Below are 17,376 nucleotides of genomic sequence, written 5' to 3' on the forward strand. Positions count from 1 at the left end.
TAATTTGTATTTATGGCCTTAATAGATTTTATATTTTTACTTGTTTTGGGAGGGTTTGCGCTTTTTGGTCTTTGGTTTGGGCTTATCCACACCCTTGGTTCTTTATTTGGCACGCTTTTAGGCGTGTTTTTGGCAAGCAGATGGTATGATAATGTTGCACTTTGGGCACAAGGAAAGTTTTCCGGTTCGCTAGGGATTTGGAATTTTATTGCATTCATCGTACTTTTTATTTTAATTAACCGTTTAATCGGATTTTTATTTCATATTTTTGAGCGTGCCTTTGACCTTGTGACCGCCTTACCTTTTTTGAAATCAATAAATCGGTTAGCCGGAGCTTTATTGGGGCTATTGGAAGGTGCGGTAGTGTTGGGCGCAATTATTTTTATGGCAAAACACGTTCCTTTTGGTCTTGAGGACGTAATTGCAAAATCCCAATTCAAAGATTATTTTTTAGGAATATTTAATGTGCTCTTGCCTCTTGTACCAGAAGCATTAAAAAAAGCTAATGAAATAATAAAATAGTAATTTATATTATGTGTTAACCATAAAATTATGTCGCTTTGCGACATAATTTTATAAAAAGATATATGGCAGAAAAAAAGAAAAAAGTTTTTGTAGCATTATCCGGCGGAGTAGACTCGTCTGTTGCTTTATATTTATTGAAGAAACAAGGATATGACGTAACTGCGGTTTTTATAAAAATAGGGGAGAGCATTGAAACACCCAAGGATAGCAAGGGGTTGTCTGTTGATTCGTGTTGGATTGGTGAACGCCGTGATGCAATGCGCGTAGCGGCATTTTTAGATGTGCCATTTTTAACATTTGATTTTGACAAAGAATACAAGCATGAAGTTTTAGATTATTTTTTTCGCGAATACAAGGCTGGAAGAACGCCAAATCCCGATGTGATGTGCAATCGCAAGATAAAATTTCCATTATTTTGGAAAAAAGCAAAAATAATGGGAGCTGACGCAATGGCAACCGGGCATTACGCGCGAAATAATAAGAACAAAAAAACAAAAAAATATGAATTATTGGCGGGAAAGGATAAAAAAAAAGATCAGTCGTATTTTATTTATAATCTAAAAGAAAAAGATCTTGCGCATATTTTATTTCCAATTGGTGATTTAAAAAAATCCCAAGTCCGCAAAATTGCAAAAGAAGCAGGACTTCCCTCGGCGCTAAAGCGGGAGAGCCAAGGTTTATGTTTTTTGGGTCATGTAAACGTTGAACAATTTTTAAAAACTCGCATTAAACCGAAAAAAGGAAAAGTAATTACGACAAACAAAAAAATTATTGGAGAGCATGACGGGTTAGCATATTATACAATCGGGCAGAGAAGAGGATTGGGTGTAAAAGGCGAAGAAAGTGCATATTTTGTCGTGGATAAAAATTTTAAAGAAAATGAACTGATAGTTGCGCCACTAAAAGATGAGAAAAAGTATTATAAAAAAGAACTTGAACTTTGTGATATAAACTGGGTAAACAGCCAGCCAAAATTTTATTTTGCGTGTCAGGCGCGAATTCGTTATCGCGCAGAGCTTGAGAAATGTTCTGTTTCTTTTTCTCCCCCTGCCCGAGGGGGAGTCAGAGAGGGAGGGAGAGATGTCTTAGTAAAATTTTCCAAATCTCTTCGCGCTGTCACCCCCGGACAATCTGTTGTTTTTTATGACGGCGACAGCGTTTTGGGCGGGGGAATAATAAAGTAGCAGGTAGCAAAGTAGTGTGGGAATTAAAAAAACTTGGGACAGTCCCAAGTTTTCGCGGTATTTATTATTTTGTCGCTTTTTTTGCGTTTTGCGGTTTGCACATGCTGACGTTGGCGACAAATCCGCGCAGAGTATTGGAATTTAGGATTGTGCCACGCAATTCATAAACCCTGACCTTACAGCCGACATACGGTTTTGCTTTCCCTACAAAAAGACTCATATGCAAATAATTTTCAGGAAAGGGCAGTTTGTCATAATAATTATTGGCTTTGGCAAGCGAAACGGAATTCCAATCATTATCCTTGGAGGTTGAAAATTCTATTTGTCGTATATCATTGTCTTTATCGGTAAAAGCGATTTTAATATTGTAATTTGTGGTATCGCTAGAAATATAAGCGATATTGTTCTTTTTGCCACCGTTAATAACTGTGGTTATTGAACGAGTATTAACTTTAAAAACTTTATTGATAATTGTTCCTTCATAAGTATATACGTTTTGCCATTCAAGCAAGTAAACAAGTAGGTAAAGTATACCAACAATAAAAATAGTGATACAGCTGAAAAGAAATAGTTGCTTTATCTTTTCTGGACTAATCGGTTTTCGTGGCTTTTTTTCTTTTTTCGGTTTTTTATACTTTTTAAGCTCCGCAGTTAGCTCGGCAATTTTTCGTTCTTGATTTTTAATAATATTATTTTCTTGCGCTTGTTTGCCTTTTTCCGGATGCATTTTTCTCCTCTTTGTGAATAGGTACGTTAGTATAAATTATTTATAAGGTTAAGAGGTTGCAAGAAAACCGATTTTCTTATAAACTATTATTAGACTAAGCTTTAATCGCTAAGTAGTTTTATATTATTATATGACTGTAAAAGAATTACGCCAAAAATTTTTAGAATTTTTTAAAGAGCGCGGACATACGATAGTTCCGGGCGCTCCTTTAATTCCGGAAAATGACCCGACCGTACTTTTCACTACAGCCGGAATGCATCCATTAGTTCCTTATTTGGAAGGAGTAAAGCACCCAGAGGGCACGCGTCTTGCCAGTGTGCAAAAATGTATTCGAACAACCGATATAGAAGAAGTTGGCGATGCTTCGCATCTTACTTTTTTTGAGATGCTTGGCAACTGGTCGCTGGGAGACTATGGCAAACGCGAAGCGATTGAAATGAGCTTTTCGTTTTTAACAAGTTCGGAATGGTTAAATATTCCAATAAAAAAATTAGCGATTACCGTTTTTGAAGGTGACGAGGAAGTGTCGCGTGATGATGAGTCAGCAGAAATTTGGAAAAAATTGGGAGTCCCAGAGCATAAAATATCTTTTATGGGACGCGCTGATAATTGGTGGGGACCGGCAGGCGAAACCGGACCGTGCGGACCGGATACGGAAATGTTTTATTATATTGGCGAGGGTGAACCGAGCCAAAAGAGCAATCCAAAAACCGACAGCGCAAAATGGGTAGAAATTTGGAATGACGTGTTTATGCTTTATGATAAAAAGGCAGAAGGCAAATATGCGGAATTGATTCAAAAAAATATTGACACAGGAATGGGATTGGAGAGAACATCTGCCGTGCTTCAGGGCAAGGCGTCTGTATACGAGATAGAACTTTTCACTCCTTTGCTTGCGCAGATTGAACGTCTATGCGGATATAAATACGAAGAAAGACCAAGAGAGTTTAGGATTATTGCGGATCATGCCCGCGCTTCTGCTTTTATTTTGGCAGAGGGCGTTGAGCCTTCAAATCTTGATCAGGGATATGTTTTACGTCGACTTATTCGTAGAGCTTTTCGTATGGGACGTCAGCTCGGTATAGAGGGGTCGTTCCTTTCCAGAATATCTGAAATAGTAATAAACCAAATGAGGAGCGATTATCCAGAGCTTCAGGATAATAAATCATTTATAATGTCTGGGATTTCACAAGAAGAAGAAAAATTTGCAAAAACACTGGAACGCGGACTTCGAGAGTTTGGCAAAATGTCTTCAAGCGGAGAGTTGTCTGGTAAAGACGCCTTTGTTCTTTTTTCAACATATGGCTTTCCATATGAAATGACAGAAGAGCTGTCAAAAGAAAAGGGGATAAAAATAGCTAAAGAAGAATTTGACAAAGAGTTTAAAGAACATCAGGAGATATCACGAAAGGGCGCGGAGGCAAAATTTAAAGGCGGACTTGCCGACAGTGATGAGGAGACGAAAAAACTGCATACTGCTACTCATCTTTTACAAGCAGCACTAAGAAAAACTTTAGGTGAACACGTAGAACAAAAAGGCTCAAACATAACAGCAGAACGATTGCGTTTTGATTTTATCCATCCGGACAAATTAACAGAAGATGAAAAAATTAAAGTTGAATATTTAGTAAACGATGCAATAAAGATGGATTATCCTATAACTTGGGAAGAAATACCAACTGAAGAAGCAAAAAAAAGTGGCGCGCTTGGTTTTTTTGGTCATAAGTATGGAGACAATGTTAAGGTGTACACTGTCGGAAAAGGTGATAATATTTTTTCAAAAGAAATATGTGGAGGTCCCCATATTGCGCATACAGGTGAACTTGGACATTTCAGAATAATAAAAGAAGAGGCTATAAGTGCTGGAATACGCAGAATAAAGGCAATTCTTGAGAGCAAATGATTGGCTTAATTTGCAATAAAATTACCATATCTATAAGCCCTTGACATTTTTTACAAAATCATTTATACTATAAAAAGTAATAATTTATCTAAAATGGGTAAAAATAAAGACGAACAGGTAACCGCTTCCGGTTCCAAAGATTTTATTGAGGAAAAGGGAGAGGTTCTAGAGCTTTTGCCAGCAGGAACATTCAAAATCCAGCTGGACAATGGCCACACTATCTTGGCGCACTTGTCAGGAAAAATGCGCATGAATAAAATCAGGATTTTGCCTGGTGATAGAATAAAGGTGCAAATGACACCATATGACTTGACAAAAGGAAGGATTGTCTTCAGGTTTTAGCATTCTTAAGTGTTGCCAAAGTACGCGCATCCCGATGCTCCTCGGGTTTTTTAGAACTCGTAAAACGAGAACTATTGCGCATATTAAATTTTTAATATAGAGTATTATAAATAGATATGAAAGTACGCGCATCAGTAAAAAAAATGTGCAAGGACTGCAAAGTTATACGAAGGAATAGAAGAGTCCAAGTAATTTGTAAGAATCCTCGGCATAAACAACGCCAAGGTTAAATTTTTAATTATAGAACTAATAAAATATGGCAAGAATTTCTGGAGTCAATTTACCAATGAATAAAAGAATAGAAGTTGCAATAACTTATGTTTATGGTATTGGAAAAGTAGTAGCAAAATCAATTTTAAAGACAGCAGGAATAAATCCAGACACACGAACAAAGGATTTGACTGAAGATGAAGCAAATAAATTGAGACTATTAATTGAAAAACAATATGTAACCGAAGGAGAATTGCGTAGGCAAATTGCTTCTAATATAAGACGCCTAAAAGAAATTGGCTCTTATAGAGGAACGAGACATGCAAAGGGTTTACCTTCTCATGGTCAAAGAACAAAGACAAACTCCCGAACTGTGCGCGGAAATAAACGTGTTACTATGGGTTCTGGACGCAAACAGGCAGGACAGAAAACGTAAAATTATAAAAAATATAAATTAAGATATCGCTTTGCGATAATAATTATGCCAAAAATAGTAAAAAGAAAAAAGAAAAAGATTGATAGACAAGTCTCCCAAGGCAAGGTTTTTATTAAAGCTACATATAATAATACTATTGTTTCAATATCAGATATGCAGGGTAATGTGATATCTTGGTCTTCGGCCGGACATTGCGGTTTTAAGGGGCCAAAAAAATCAACCCCTTATGCTGCTGGAGTAATTGTAAAAAATGCTATAGAGAAGGCCGCTTCATATGGTTTACGAGATGTATACGTATTAGTAAAAGGCGTTGGTTCTGGTAGAGAGTCTGCGGTTCGTTCATTAAATGCTAATGGACTTAGCGTAATTTCTATAAAAGATATAACCCCAATTCCTCATAATGGTCCAAGACCGCCAAGACCACGCAGAATATAAATATAAATAAAAAGTTTTGATCTATGGCTAAATTAAATGAACAATGTAAATTATGCAGACGCGAGGGCGAAAAGCTTTTCCTAAAAGGAGACCGCTGTTTTAGTACGAAATGCGCCATAGTAAAAAGAAATTATAAACCTGGTGTTCATGGACCGCAAGGAAAACCGTCAAAAATGACAGATTATGGAAAGCAATTACGCGCAAAGCAAGCAGCAAAAAGAATGTATAGCTTAACTGAAAAGCAATTTTCCAATTATATCGCAAAAGCAATGAAGAAAAAGGAAAATACAACGGATATGATTTTAAAGTTTTTAGAGTCTCGTTTGGATAACGTTGTTTATCGTTTAGGTTTTACAACATCCAGAGCATCTGCAAGACAGTTTGTTGGTCATGGATTTTTGAATATAAACGGCAAAAAAGTAGATATCCCATCTTATGAAGTAAAACCCGGGGATATAATCAGTATAAACGCAAGAAAAGTAAATAAAAAATTAGTAGCTGAAGTAAGTGAACGAACAAAGACAAAAGAAACGCCTATTTGGATTGCTTTAGACAAAGAAAAAATGGAAGCAAAGGTTTTGGGCGCGCCAGAACTTCAGCAAGGCGAAAAGCTGTTTGATATACAAAATGTAATTGAATTTTATTCACGTTAAAATTAAGGAGGTACTAGGTGGTTAGGATTTAGGGAAACCTAAAATCTATAACCTAAACCCCAATTTATAAATATATGCAATCAATACTTCTACCCTCAAAGATAAATTTTAAAAAGGGTACAGGAAAAAACGAGACCGTAGTGAGCCTTGAGCCATGTTATCATGGTTATGGTATCACCATTGGAAACGCTTTGAGAAGGGTGCTTTTGTCGTCTTTACCTGGCTCGGCAATAACCGCTGTAAAAATAGAAGGAGTGAGCCACGAGTTTTCTGCAATACCAAACGTTCTTGAAGATGCTTTGCAGGTTATATTGAATTTGAAGCAGGTTCGTCTAGTTTCTCATAGTAGCGAGCCTATAAAGCTTTCCTTAACTGTAAGTGGAGAGAAAAAAATTACCGCAGGTGATTTCGAAAAAAATTCTGACATAAAAATAGCAAGCCCAGATCAACATATTGCAACCTTAACAGATCCAAAAGCAGAATTTAAGATGGAAGTTATCGTTGAACAGGGAAGAGGATATGCAGTTACAGAAGAGAGAGATAAATCAAATTTGGAAGCGGGAATGATTGCTATAGATGCAATATTTACGCCAGTAAGAAACGTTGCTGTTAAAGTAGAAAATGTACGTGTTGGACAGATTACCAATTTTGACAAATTACTTTTGACAGTTGAAACTGATGGAACAATAACTCCGGAAGAAGCAGTAAAAGAATCAGCAAAAATATTAATTGACCATTTGAATATTGTCATGTCCGGTGAAGGAAAAGAAGAAGAGCCGGAAGAAGAAATAAAAGAAGAAGACGTTTCCGTAGAAGAAGTAGAAGAAAAAGAAGAGACAGAAACAGAATAAAACATTGCATTTCAATTTTATACTTTACGATTAGTATGCGACACCACATAAAAACAAAAACATTAGGAAGAAAAAAAGCCTCACGAGAAGCCTTATTTAGAAGTTTGGCAACGAGCTTGGTTTTGTATGAAAAAATTAAAACCACAGAAGCAAAAGCAAAGCTTCTTCGCTCATATGTTGAAAAAATGATAACTTTAGGCAAGAAGAACACACTTCATACAAGACGACAACTCTTGAAAAAATTATATGTAGAGTCTGCAGTGAAAAAAGTGTTAGATGATCTTTCTCCAAGATTTAGCCAAAGAAAAGGCGGTTATTTACGAATTACCAAGTTAGGATTTAGACGGGGTGATGCCGCTAAAATGGTAAAAATTGAATTTGTAGAAAGCGCAAAACCAAAAACAGAAACAAAAGAAGCGAAAAAACCGGTTAAAAAGTCTCCAAAAACTAAAAAAGCCACAAAAACTAAATAAATATGAACAGAGAAGTATATAAACTAAATGCGGAAGGAAAAACGCCGGGCCGATTGGCTACGGAAATTTCGGTTTTACTACAAGGTAAAAACAAACCGGATTGGGCGCCACATAATGATACTGGCGGATTTGTTGAGGTTGAAAATGCAGATAAAATAAAAATTACCGGTAATAAACTGAAAGATTATAAATATTACAACCACAGCGGATATCCGGGTGGGCTTCGAACAAGAGCAATGAAAGAGTTAACACAAGAAGAAGTTATACGCCACGCTGTTTATAAAATGCTTCCTAAGAATCGTTTAAGAGATCCAAGAATTAAAAGATTAAAGTTTGTCTAATTATACTATTATGGCAGAGGAAAAAACTACAATCAAAAAAGAAAAAAAGGTTTCTAAAAAAGAAGCAGGTGAAAAAGAATTAAAAAAGCCAAAAAAAAGCGCTCCAAAAAAAGAAGCGCCAAAGGAACCGGAAGAAGAAAAAATAGAAGACGCGATACAAGAAGAAGATGCTGAAAAAAAGGAAAAACTGGGAAGACCTGGATTTTTACAGGCTGTTGGCAGAAGAAAATCTGCTATTGCCAGGGTAAGAGTATTAAAAAACGGAAGCGGAAAAGCAACGGTTAATGGAAAAGATATAAAGGAATATTTTGGTTCAGACTTTTTAGTTGAGATTGCTTTCGGAGCTTTGAATAATGTTAGCCAGTTGAAAAAACTTGATGTAAGCGCCAAAGTAGAGGGCGGAGGCAAAAAGGGACAAGCAGAAGCAATTCGTTTAGGTACTGCCAGAGCATTATTGGAGCTAAATCCTGTATTTAGAAAGAATTTGAGAAAAGTTGGTTATCTTACTCGTGACCCACGCGTAAAAGAAAGAAAAAAACCTGGATTAAAGAAAGCGCGTCGAGCGCCACAGTGGAGCAAACGTTAAAATTTATTTTACATATCAAGTCCCCCGAAAGGGGGATTTTTGGTATAGAATAATTTTTATAATACCTAATTTTTATAGTTGAAAAAATAAGCTAAAAATGTTATAATTAAGTAAGATATTCAATATGCAACAACATTCAACAGGAAAAATAATAAAAAATACAGTCCTCTATACTGGCGCACTTTTAGCGCAAAAGATAATTTCTTTTGCGTATTTTTTGTATTTGTCCTCGCGTCTTTTGCCTGATACGCTCGGCTCTTACGTGTGGGCGCTTTCTTTCACGACTCTTTTTTCTATAGGCATGGATTTGGGGCTATCTCCCTTATTAACTCGTGAGACTGCGAAAGACGACGAGAACAACGAAAAATATCTGCGCAATATTTTGGGTGTAAAAATTCCACTTGTTGTTATTACCACTATTGTTGCTGTTACGGTTTTACTGCTTACCAAAAGCGATTGGACAACTCGCTTTTTAGTTTTTGGCGCTAGCGGAATTATGATTGCCGATTCATTAAGTTTGCTTTTTTATTCTTTTTTACGTTCAAAACAAAAATTAGGATATGAATCAATGGGCGTAATCGGGTTTCAGGTAATAACTTTAATTGGCGGAGTAGTTTTTTTAGAAATTACCGGAAATATAATTTTCGTGATGCTTGTTTTGGCTTTTTCAGCTATTGTAAACGCTATTTATGCAGCTCTCGTAATAAAATTAAAGTTTGGATATTCTCTTTGTCCTGCTTATGACAAAAAAGTTATAAAATATTTTTTTCGGATGATGCCGGCTTTTGCTTTGTCAGGAATCTTCATAAAAATATATAATGCGTCAGACGCTGTTATATTGGGTTATATTGCTGACAATAGAGCGGTGGGGCTCTTTAGTATTCCCGCTAAAGCCGTGACTGCTTTTCAAGCTCTTATTCCGGGTGCTTTTCAGGCGACAATATATCCATCAATGAGTAATTTTTATGCCACATCACGCCAGCGCCTGAAAAACTTATTTGAAAAATCGTTTAATTACTTAGGATTGATTGCTATGCCGATAGCTTTGGGGCTTTATGCTGTTTCCGAACCAATAATGAAGCTTATTTGGCCAAAATACATTGATGCAATCCCAACATTTAAGATAATGTCTTTAGCGATACCGTTTATTTTCTTAGCATTTCCTACGGGATTATTGCTCAGAGCTTGTGACAAGCAGACAGCAAACACCGTGAATCGTGGTATTATCACCGTTTTGTCAGTTGTTTTAAATTTAATTTTGATTCCAATTTATGGCGTACTTGGCGCCGGTATTACTTTTTTGGTGGTAAATGTCGTACTTTTAATTCTGGATTTTATTTATGTCAGAAAGGTTATAGATTTTAGCATAAAAAAAATTGCCTGGTATAATCTCCGCGTTCTTTTTGCGGGTATTTTTATGGCTATGTTTGTGAAGACTTTTATACAAGGTATGCCATTTTATTTAGCAATAGCGTTTGGAGTCCTCGTATTTATATCTTTTATTTTTCTTTTTCGGGTTTTTACAAAAGAAGAATATTATTATTTCAAGAATAAAATATTAAAAAATGAAGACTAATCTTTTGATTACAATTGATTATAAGCCGAATATCGGAGGTGTAGCGCGGTACCTCGAAGGTTATGTAAAGATACATGATTTAGATGTTTTAGCGCCTGATATTTCTATGCAAGCCTCAATTTTTGAAGAAGAGGGTGTTATAAGAAAAAAATTAATATGGAAAGGGTGGCCAAAATGGTTGCCGGCTTTGTATTGGGGATGCAGAATTGGAAAAAATTACGATAACCTAATCATAAGTCATATTTTACCAATTGGATATATAGGGCTTTTATGTAAAAAACCATACACTTTAATTTTACATGGGCTTGATATATTAAACGCGAACAAAAGTAAATGGAAAAGATATTGGGTAAAGAAGATTTTAGATAAAGCAAGTTTAATCGTTGTGAATAGTAAGGCTACAGGAGAACTTTTGCGTACTGTTTTTGGTGATTTGTATTCTTATAAAGTGGAACATCCAAGGATAATGTTGATGCCAAAAGCGACAGAAGATTTTAGGGAAAAGTACGGTTGGCAAAATAAAAAAATTATTTTTTCTCTTGGCCGGTTAGTAAAAAGAAAAGGACAGTCAAAACTTATAAAGTTAATGCCACATATTTTATTGGATAATCCGAATGCGTTGCTTGTTATTGCGGGAGACGGACCATATAAGTCCGAACTTATAGCAATAACAAAAGAGCTGGGGCTTTCTGATAGTGTTATTTTTTTAGGAAGAGTTTTGGATGTTGACTTGCCTAATTTGTATAGTGCGTGTGATATTTTTGTTCTTACAGCTTTACCTTCAAAAGATAATTGGGAAGGTTTTGGAATGGTTTGTTTGGAGGCGGCTTATTATGCAAAGCCGGTAGTTGTTACAAATTCTGGAGGATTAGGGGAGGCGGTTGAAAATGGTGTTACTGGATTTGTTGTTCATACGGATGAAGAACTTTATAGCACGATTTCCGAGCTTTTGAAAAATAAAAATTTACGTGAAGAATTGGGCGATGAAGGAAAGGCAAGAGTAGAGGAAATTTTTTTAGTAAAATGATAAAGTAATATTCTTATGATATCTGTTATAATCCCGCTATACAATAAAGAAAAGACAATTAAAAAAACAATTGAATCAATTTTAAATCAATCCTACTATGATTTAGAAATCATCGTGATTGACGACGGTTCAACAGACAAGAGCTTGCAAGAGGTCAAAGGATCTAATGATAAAGTGAAGATTTATTCTGAAGGAAAAAATTATGGCGCAAATTGGGCGCGCAATTTGGGCACTCACAAAGTAAGCGGAGATTATTTGTTTTTTTGTGACGCGGATATAATTTTGAAACGTGATACTCTAAAAAAATTAAAAAACGCATTAGACGAAAATTTTAATGTATCCTATGCTTATTGTTCCTTTAAGCTGGGATGGAAAGTAATGCGTGGGATGTCTTTTGATGAGGTAAAATTGAAAGAGGTTAATTATATTTCCACAATGTCACTTATTAGACGTAAGGATTTTTCGGGATTTGATGAAAACCTAGTAAAGTTTCAGGATTGGGATTTGTGGCTTACAATGTTGGAGCAGGGGAAACGCGGAGTTTTCGTTGATGAAATTTTATTTGAAGCTATTCCTGATAAGAGAGGAAAAAGCAGATGGCTCCCAAAAATATTTTATAAATTACCACTAAAGGAGGTTAAAAAATATAATGAAGCGTTACAAAAAATTAAATTAAAACATAAGTTATAACTTGCCAATATTTAATCGTAGACCAGAAATCATGAATTATAAATTACGAATTATACACATAGTATACGTTACTTTTTTATTATTAGGCCTTTCTTTTCTTGGCTATTTTTATTCTGATATAAAAATAGCCGGGTTTATTGGATTTGGATTGTTTTGTTTGGTTTTGGGGGTGTGGCGACGTGAGTATGCGTTGTACCTGGCCTTTCTGGAGCTCTGCCTTGGATCTTTCGGGTATTTGTTGTCGTTTGATGCGGGTGGCCTTCATTTGTCGCTTAGAATGCTGTTTTTTGTGATAATAATGGGTTTATGGCTGGCGGATTTATTGCGAAAAAAAATTCATCCTAATTTTTCTTTTCAGAAGGAAAGAACTTCTCCCTTTTTAAAAGGGGGACCCGGGGGGATTTTCATATTTTTGGCATTATTTATGTTAATTTGGCTCTTTGCCATCTTACAAGGATATTTGCGAGGTAATGGGTTATCTAATATTTTTTTTGATGCTAATTCATACTTATATCTTTTGCTTTTATTGCCGGCGCTGGCTTATATAAATACAGAAGAAAAACTGAAAGATTTAAAGAAAATTATTTTAACTGGAGCTAGCGTTTTAGCGTTCGGAACGATAGCTATATTTATAACATTCACATATTGTAAAAGTCCAAATTTTTTAGGAATTTTATATAAGTGGCTAAGAGATTTTCGTATCGCGGAAATTACCCCGCTTCAAGGCGGTTCTTATAGGATATTTTTACAATCCCAGATTTTTTTAATTGTTGGGATGATTATTTTGGCAGAAAGATACTTTTTTGGAAGAATTAAATTTTGGAAGTACAGTTTACTCACAATTCTTTTTAGCGCCTCTATCTATATCAGCTTATCTCGTAGTCTGTGGATTGGGCTTATGATAGGATTTGTTGTCTTTTTGCTTTTGGCAAAAATATTAGAAAAAAAGAAAATTCTTAAAAAAAGCATCACCTTAATATTATCTATTTTAATCGGAGTTTTGCTTGTAGGGCTTTTTGCAAAAGGGAATATAATAGATGAACGCTTAAAAATAGGAGAAAGCGCGTCTAATACTCGCATTGAACAGCTCGTTCCACTTTTACCCGCTATTTATAAAAATCCTGTTTTTGGTTATGGATTTGGGAAAACATTAACTTTTTTTTCACGCGATCCTAGAATAAATGGCGAATATACGACTTATGCTTTTGAGTGGGGTTATTTGGACATGATTTTAAAATTTGGAGTTTTGGGGCTGGCTATTTATTTGGGGTTTATATTTATAATTCTTCGTGATTTATTTATAAATAAAAATATTGCCTGTTTAGCACTTATTGTTTCGCTCTTGGCAATCCATATGTTTACGCCATATCTAAATCATCCATTGGGCATAGGCATCTTGTTATTGACTTTTTTGTTGAGATATGATATAACAGGGAGAGAATAGGAGGTATAATGCTCTTTAAAATCAAAAAGCTTTATGCTATTTGGCAATTACTTGAAAAACCTATTTGTGAGCACGAGGGCACACGTTGCTTAAAAGATATTTTAAAGCTGGCATTTGAATATCGGGAAAATACAAAAATGCCGGAGGATATGCATAGGTGTTTTAGGACGATTGTGGCATTCCAAAATGCCCGTAATTTCTTTTTTGGATTGCCAAAAGAAATAACAGATAAACTGCAACGCATCAGGGAGATGTAGGAGGAGGATATGCAAAGGAAAAAACGCATAACCCAAAAAGATTTATTAAAGGATTTTTTGGAAGCGTTGCTCAATCCACGCGTTTGCAAATGTGAAGATGCGCCAGGAGAAGAAGATGTAAGGCGATGGGCAAGCAATGGCGAATATCCAAAAGATGCGCATCAATGCCCTACTAGTAAAAGTTTTTTCGATTTTTATAAAGACTCCTATGAAAGAATTAGTAGGTTATGCTCTAAAAGAGTAAAGTAATCCATCAAACAAAAATCCATCCTGCAAAGGATGGTATTTTAATATTCGGAAGAATAAGTAATAATTATTTCATGTAACCGCGAATAAAGTCTCTGTCTGTCATTGGTAGTTTGCCTTCCGGTTGGAGCTTGTGGATAAGTAGGGTAGAGGTTTTTCCACAAGTTACAGCGAGCTTTTTTAACGGAGTTTCAAAAAATTGTCCAGGTTTTTTATCCAGATAATTTTTTGAAGAGATAGATGTAGTAAGAATTTTTAGACGTTTGCCAGCGTGCTCACAAAAAGTACCCGGCCATGGGTCATATGCCCTTACCATTCTTTCGATTTCTATAGCCGACTGATTCCAATTAATGCGTCCGTCTTCGCGTTTTAATATTTTTGTAAAAGTTGCTTTTTTATGGTTTTGCTTCTCTGGTTTTATTTTTCCGGAAATATATTTTTTTATTGTTTCTATTAAAAGTTTTGGATATTCTTGGGACAGGCGCGTATAAAGCGAGCCGTAAGTATCGTCTGCTAAAATTGAAACTTTTTTTTGTGTCAAAATCGGGCCATGATCCATCTCTTTATCAATCAGCATAATGCTAATTGCTGTTTCTTTTTCTCCGTTTAAGATAGTAGTTTGAAGTGGAGACGCTCCTCGGTATTTTGGCAAAGCAGAAGGATGGATATTTATAGCTCCGCGCGTTGGAATATCTAATATTTTTTGCGGAATAATTTTTCCATAGTCTACAACTACAATCAAATCTGGCGCAAGGTTATTTATTTGCCCTATGATTTTATTATCAAAAGTTTCCGGAGAAATTACATCCAAACCCAATTGTTTTGCTTTGACCTCTACAGAGGTTGGAGCGATAGCTTGTTTTCTTCCGGATGGCTTTGCCGGTTTGGTTATAGCCAGCACAATATTAAAATTCTCTGCCAAAGGTTGCAGAGCCGGAAGCGCAAAATTGTTTGTGCCAAAAAATACTATATTCATAAGTAGATAATTCCCGATTTTGTGGAGGAATTACGTTAAGAAAGCCCCTCGACAAGCTCGGGGACTAAAACATTTTATTTTTTTATAAGTTTGTCAATAAACAGCACGCCGTTTAAATGGTCAATTTCATGTTGAAAAATAATAGAGGGGATATTTTTTAGGTCTAACTTTATCATATCGCCCTGCTCGTTTAATGTTTTTACAGTTATTTTTTGGCTTCTTTTAACATATCCATTTTTTCCGGGGACAGAAAGACAACCTTCTTCAATGGCTATTTTTTTAAGAGAACGCTTTGTTATTTTTGGATTTATGTATGCACCTATGTTTCCATCTATTTCTACCAAAATAATTCTTTTCAATGTGCCGATTTGAACTGCGGCAAGACCAACCCCACCCGCTTTTTTTATCCAATATTTCATATCCGCTATTAATTTTTTTATTTCTGGACTAGAAAATTCTTCCGTTTTAACGGTGGTTGATTTTTGGCGTAATAGTTTGTTTGGATAAGTTACGATCATAGGGGGGATAGCGTTTAGCAGTTAGTGGTTAGCGTTTATATCAATTTTTTCTGTTGTATTTTTCCCATACATAATACATAGTACTTAATACTGGCTAATATATTGATATCGGATCCACATCTATTTGGTATTTATCGGGGATGATATTTTTCAGAGCGGATAAATTTTTATCCAATGACTCTTTCAAAATAATATGCATTAAATAATTTTTTGTTCGTTTTTTATGAAAAGGCGCAAATGGCGGGCTTGCATTAAATTCTTTTTTCAATAATTCATTATACAGGTTTTTGGCGTTTATTTCAAGTTCTTCGTTATTTTCGTCCTTACAGATAATCTTTATAAGACGGGAATATGGAGGATAATTTATTTTTTTGCGTTCATTAAGTCCATTTTCATAAATATTTTTCCATTCAGAAAATAGTATATTCTCCGGATTAGCGGTTTGTACCAATGCCTTTGCATTTATTTCTTGCGCAAACTGTAAAAATCTATATAACGCCATAGTTGCGTTTTCCTGCTGATTAAATTCTGGACGAATAAGATAGAAATCAAAATCCAGAATTGCCACCCCATATATCATTTTCATATCAATTTTAGGCAGAGTATTCTTCCAGAAATAATCCGTTGTAATAAGAATGTCCGAGGGAATAAATCCTGTCGTATCGTTTTTTGACATCGTTCGAACGTTTATACCGGGAAATTCTTTTTCCAGTATTTTTTTGAAGTTTTCTATACCTATTCTGAGGGGTTTCAAACGGGCATTTTTGCATTTTGGACAGACTGTCTCAACCTCTTTTTTTATGTTGCAATGATAACATAAAAATGAGTTATTGTCAATACTAAAAGGGTTTTTACATTCCGGACATTTGAAGACATAATTGCAGTCATTACAAATTATAAGGGAATCTTTTTCTTTGCGATTTAGGAATAAAATTACCTGTTTATTTTTTTCTTTTGCTTCTTTTATCATCTCATATAACGGAAAGCTAAAAAGAGGGGATGCGGAACTTTTTTCTTTTTTGATATCTACTAAAGAAAAGGTATTTTTTGGCAAAGGGCTATTTAGTGGAATAATTTTTTTTTCTTTTATTTTTTTATATACTGCAAGTTCCGGTAATATGTCGCTAAAAATAATTTTTGCATTAAAATTTGCTGAATATTTTGCCAATACTTTTTTTGCGTCATATCGTGGATTTTGATCCCATTGTTTATGGTCTTCTGATGAAGAATTATAGATAAAAGAAAGGGAGAGTTTTCTGAATGGTAAAAAAACAGATGGTCTTGTGCCGATTATAACTAACGGCTGTTTATCTAAGATTTTTTTCCAAAGAGCAAATTTTTCTCCTTGGCTTAACTTGCTGTGCCAGATAACAAGACTATTTCCAAATACATTATTGAGATATGGGGTAAAAAGTTTTATATCCTGAAGAGAGGGGACTAAAAAGAGGGCTTGTTTATTTTCTGAAAGCGCTTTTTGCGCCAGTTTTATAAATACCCCCAAGGTTTGTTTAAGGTTTTTATCAAATAAAAAAAATAAATTATTTTCTTCCGTTTTTTTAAGAGCAGAGTAGAGCTTTGTGGATTCATCTTTAGAAAATGAAAGTGATTGTTTTGTTATATCCTTTTCTTTTGTTCGCGCATTTACAATTTGAGGAATGAAAAAATTATAAAAAATAGCAGGCGATGAAAGATAGTAATCCGATGCCCACGAGAATAGTTGCAAAAGTGATTCGGGCAGGATGATATCCGTTAGACCTTCAATTTGTTTGATGTCTTTATTTTGGACAAAAGCTTTTTCCGTAGTGCGTGTTACTACACCATAAATTTTTCTTTTACGAAAATAAACGACCACTAAGTGGCCGGGTTTAATTTTATTTTCCAATTCTGTTGGAATTGAGTAATCAAACTCATCAAATCTGCGGGGAAGCTTTGTGAGGGGTATAATTTTTGCGAACATAATCAACAGAGGTATTTAA

22 protein-coding genes are annotated in these 17,376 nt (G+C 35.1%); 18 read left to right on the forward strand and 4 right to left on the reverse strand.

The features are described 5' to 3' along the window. Window positions 1–12 precede the first annotated feature (12 nt). Complete coding sequence (locus COU51_00500) at window positions 13–522, forward strand: hypothetical protein (GenBank protein PIR67055.1); 510 nt, start codon at window positions 13–15, stop codon at window positions 520–522. 65 nt (window positions 523–587) lie between these two features. Then, window positions 588–1,709: a tRNA 2-thiouridine(34) synthase MnmA gene (locus COU51_00505; GenBank protein ID PIR67056.1), complete on the forward strand. Its 1,122-nt coding sequence runs from the start codon at window positions 588–590 to the stop codon at window positions 1,707–1,709. A gap of 64 nt (window positions 1,710–1,773) precedes the next feature. Here COU51_00505 and COU51_00510 read toward each other — a convergent pair whose 3' ends face one another. Continuing rightward, on the reverse strand, window positions 1,774–2,436 hold the full coding sequence (locus tag COU51_00510; protein ID PIR67057.1) for a hypothetical protein: 663 nt from the start codon (window positions 2,434–2,436) through the stop codon (window positions 1,774–1,776). 130 nt (window positions 2,437–2,566) lie between these two features. Here COU51_00510 and COU51_00515 point away from each other — a divergent pair, with 130 nt between their 5' ends. The 16 genes from COU51_00515 to COU51_00590 all read left to right on the forward strand — a co-directional run bounded on the left by COU51_00515 (window position 2,567) and on the right by COU51_00590 (window position 13,909). Next, window positions 2,567–4,339, forward strand: coding sequence for an alanine--tRNA ligase (locus COU51_00515; protein PIR67058.1), 1,773 nt, complete (start codon window positions 2,567–2,569; stop codon window positions 4,337–4,339). Window positions 4,340–4,432: 93 nt separating this feature from the next. Continuing rightward, window positions 4,433–4,681: a translation initiation factor IF-1 gene (locus tag COU51_00520; protein PIR67059.1), complete on the forward strand. Its 249-nt coding sequence runs from the start codon at window positions 4,433–4,435 to the stop codon at window positions 4,679–4,681. 116 nt (window positions 4,682–4,797) lie between these two features. Further along, window positions 4,798–4,911: a 50S ribosomal protein L36 gene (locus COU51_00525; protein PIR67060.1), complete on the forward strand. Its 114-nt coding sequence runs from the start codon at window positions 4,798–4,800 to the stop codon at window positions 4,909–4,911. A 26-nt stretch (window positions 4,912–4,937) separates the two neighbouring features. Then, complete coding sequence (locus tag COU51_00530; GenBank protein ID PIR67061.1) at window positions 4,938–5,327, forward strand: 30S ribosomal protein S13; 390 nt, start codon at window positions 4,938–4,940, stop codon at window positions 5,325–5,327. A gap of 45 nt (window positions 5,328–5,372) precedes the next feature. Next, window positions 5,373–5,762, forward strand: a complete 390-nt coding sequence (locus tag COU51_00535) for a 30S ribosomal protein S11 (GenBank protein PIR67062.1) — start codon at window positions 5,373–5,375, stop codon at window positions 5,760–5,762. Between the two features lie 23 nt (window positions 5,763–5,785). Continuing rightward, on the forward strand, window positions 5,786–6,415 hold the full coding sequence (locus COU51_00540) for a 30S ribosomal protein S4 (protein ID PIR67063.1): 630 nt from the start codon (window positions 5,786–5,788) through the stop codon (window positions 6,413–6,415). Window positions 6,416–6,489: 74 nt separating this feature from the next. Continuing rightward, window positions 6,490–7,266, forward strand: coding sequence for a DNA-directed RNA polymerase subunit alpha (locus COU51_00545; GenBank protein ID PIR67064.1), 777 nt, complete (start codon window positions 6,490–6,492; stop codon window positions 7,264–7,266). Window positions 7,267–7,301: 35 nt separating this feature from the next. Next, on the forward strand, window positions 7,302–7,739 hold the full coding sequence (locus COU51_00550) for a 50S ribosomal protein L17 (GenBank protein ID PIR67065.1): 438 nt from the start codon (window positions 7,302–7,304) through the stop codon (window positions 7,737–7,739). Between the two features lie 2 nt (window positions 7,740–7,741). Further along, window positions 7,742–8,080 carry a 50S ribosomal protein L13 gene (locus COU51_00555; GenBank protein ID PIR67066.1) on the forward strand — a complete coding sequence of 113 codons (339 nt, stop codon included), beginning with the start codon at window positions 7,742–7,744 and terminating at the stop codon, window positions 8,078–8,080. 10 nt (window positions 8,081–8,090) lie between these two features. Next, window positions 8,091–8,666, forward strand: a complete 576-nt coding sequence (locus tag COU51_00560) for a 30S ribosomal protein S9 (protein ID PIR67067.1) — start codon at window positions 8,091–8,093, stop codon at window positions 8,664–8,666. Window positions 8,667–8,790: 124 nt separating this feature from the next. Beyond that, window positions 8,791–10,242, forward strand: coding sequence for a hypothetical protein (locus COU51_00565; protein ID PIR67068.1), 1,452 nt, complete (start codon window positions 8,791–8,793; stop codon window positions 10,240–10,242). Then, a complete protein-coding gene (locus COU51_00570) occupies window positions 10,232–11,269 on the forward strand; it encodes a hypothetical protein (protein PIR67069.1) in 1,038 nt (345 codons plus the stop codon). Before COU51_00565 ends, COU51_00570 begins: the two co-directional genes overlap by 11 nt. 15 nt (window positions 11,270–11,284) lie before the next feature. Continuing rightward, window positions 11,285–11,959 (forward strand): hypothetical protein, encoded by a 675-nt coding sequence (locus COU51_00575; GenBank protein PIR67070.1) that lies wholly within the window; start codon window positions 11,285–11,287, stop codon window positions 11,957–11,959. Between the two features lie 31 nt (window positions 11,960–11,990). After that, a complete protein-coding gene (locus COU51_00580; GenBank protein PIR67071.1) occupies window positions 11,991–13,403 on the forward strand; it encodes a hypothetical protein in 1,413 nt (470 codons plus the stop codon). Window positions 13,404–13,411: 8 nt separating this feature from the next. Continuing rightward, window positions 13,412–13,660 carry a hypothetical protein gene (locus COU51_00585; protein ID PIR67072.1) on the forward strand — a complete coding sequence of 83 codons (249 nt, stop codon included), beginning with the start codon at window positions 13,412–13,414 and terminating at the stop codon, window positions 13,658–13,660. Between the two features lie 9 nt (window positions 13,661–13,669). Beyond that, the gene (locus COU51_00590) at window positions 13,670–13,909 is read left to right on the forward strand and encodes a hypothetical protein (protein PIR67073.1); all 240 of its coding nucleotides are present in this window, start codon (window positions 13,670–13,672) and stop codon (window positions 13,907–13,909) included. 64 nt (window positions 13,910–13,973) lie between these two features. Here the strand turns inward: COU51_00590 and COU51_00595 are convergent, their stop codons facing one another. The 3 genes from COU51_00595 to priA all read right to left on the reverse strand — a co-directional run bounded on the left by COU51_00595 (window position 13,974) and on the right by priA (window position 17,357). Further along, window positions 13,974–14,882 carry a methionyl-tRNA formyltransferase gene (locus COU51_00595; protein ID PIR67074.1) on the reverse strand — a complete coding sequence of 303 codons (909 nt, stop codon included), beginning with the start codon at window positions 14,880–14,882 and terminating at the stop codon, window positions 13,974–13,976. A gap of 74 nt (window positions 14,883–14,956) precedes the next feature. Further along, entirely contained in the window at window positions 14,957–15,400 is a 444-nt protein-coding gene (gene def, locus COU51_00600) for a peptide deformylase (GenBank protein ID PIR67075.1), read from the reverse strand. A 94-nt stretch (window positions 15,401–15,494) separates the two neighbouring features. Next, complete coding sequence (gene priA, locus COU51_00605) at window positions 15,495–17,357, reverse strand: primosomal protein N' (protein PIR67076.1); 1,863 nt, start codon at window positions 17,355–17,357, stop codon at window positions 15,495–15,497. Window positions 17,358–17,376 lie beyond the last annotated feature (19 nt).

Source organism: Parcubacteria group bacterium CG10_big_fil_rev_8_21_14_0_10_36_14 (assembly GCA_002772895.1).
In the GTDB taxonomy this organism is placed as follows: Bacteria; Patescibacteriota; Patescibacteriia.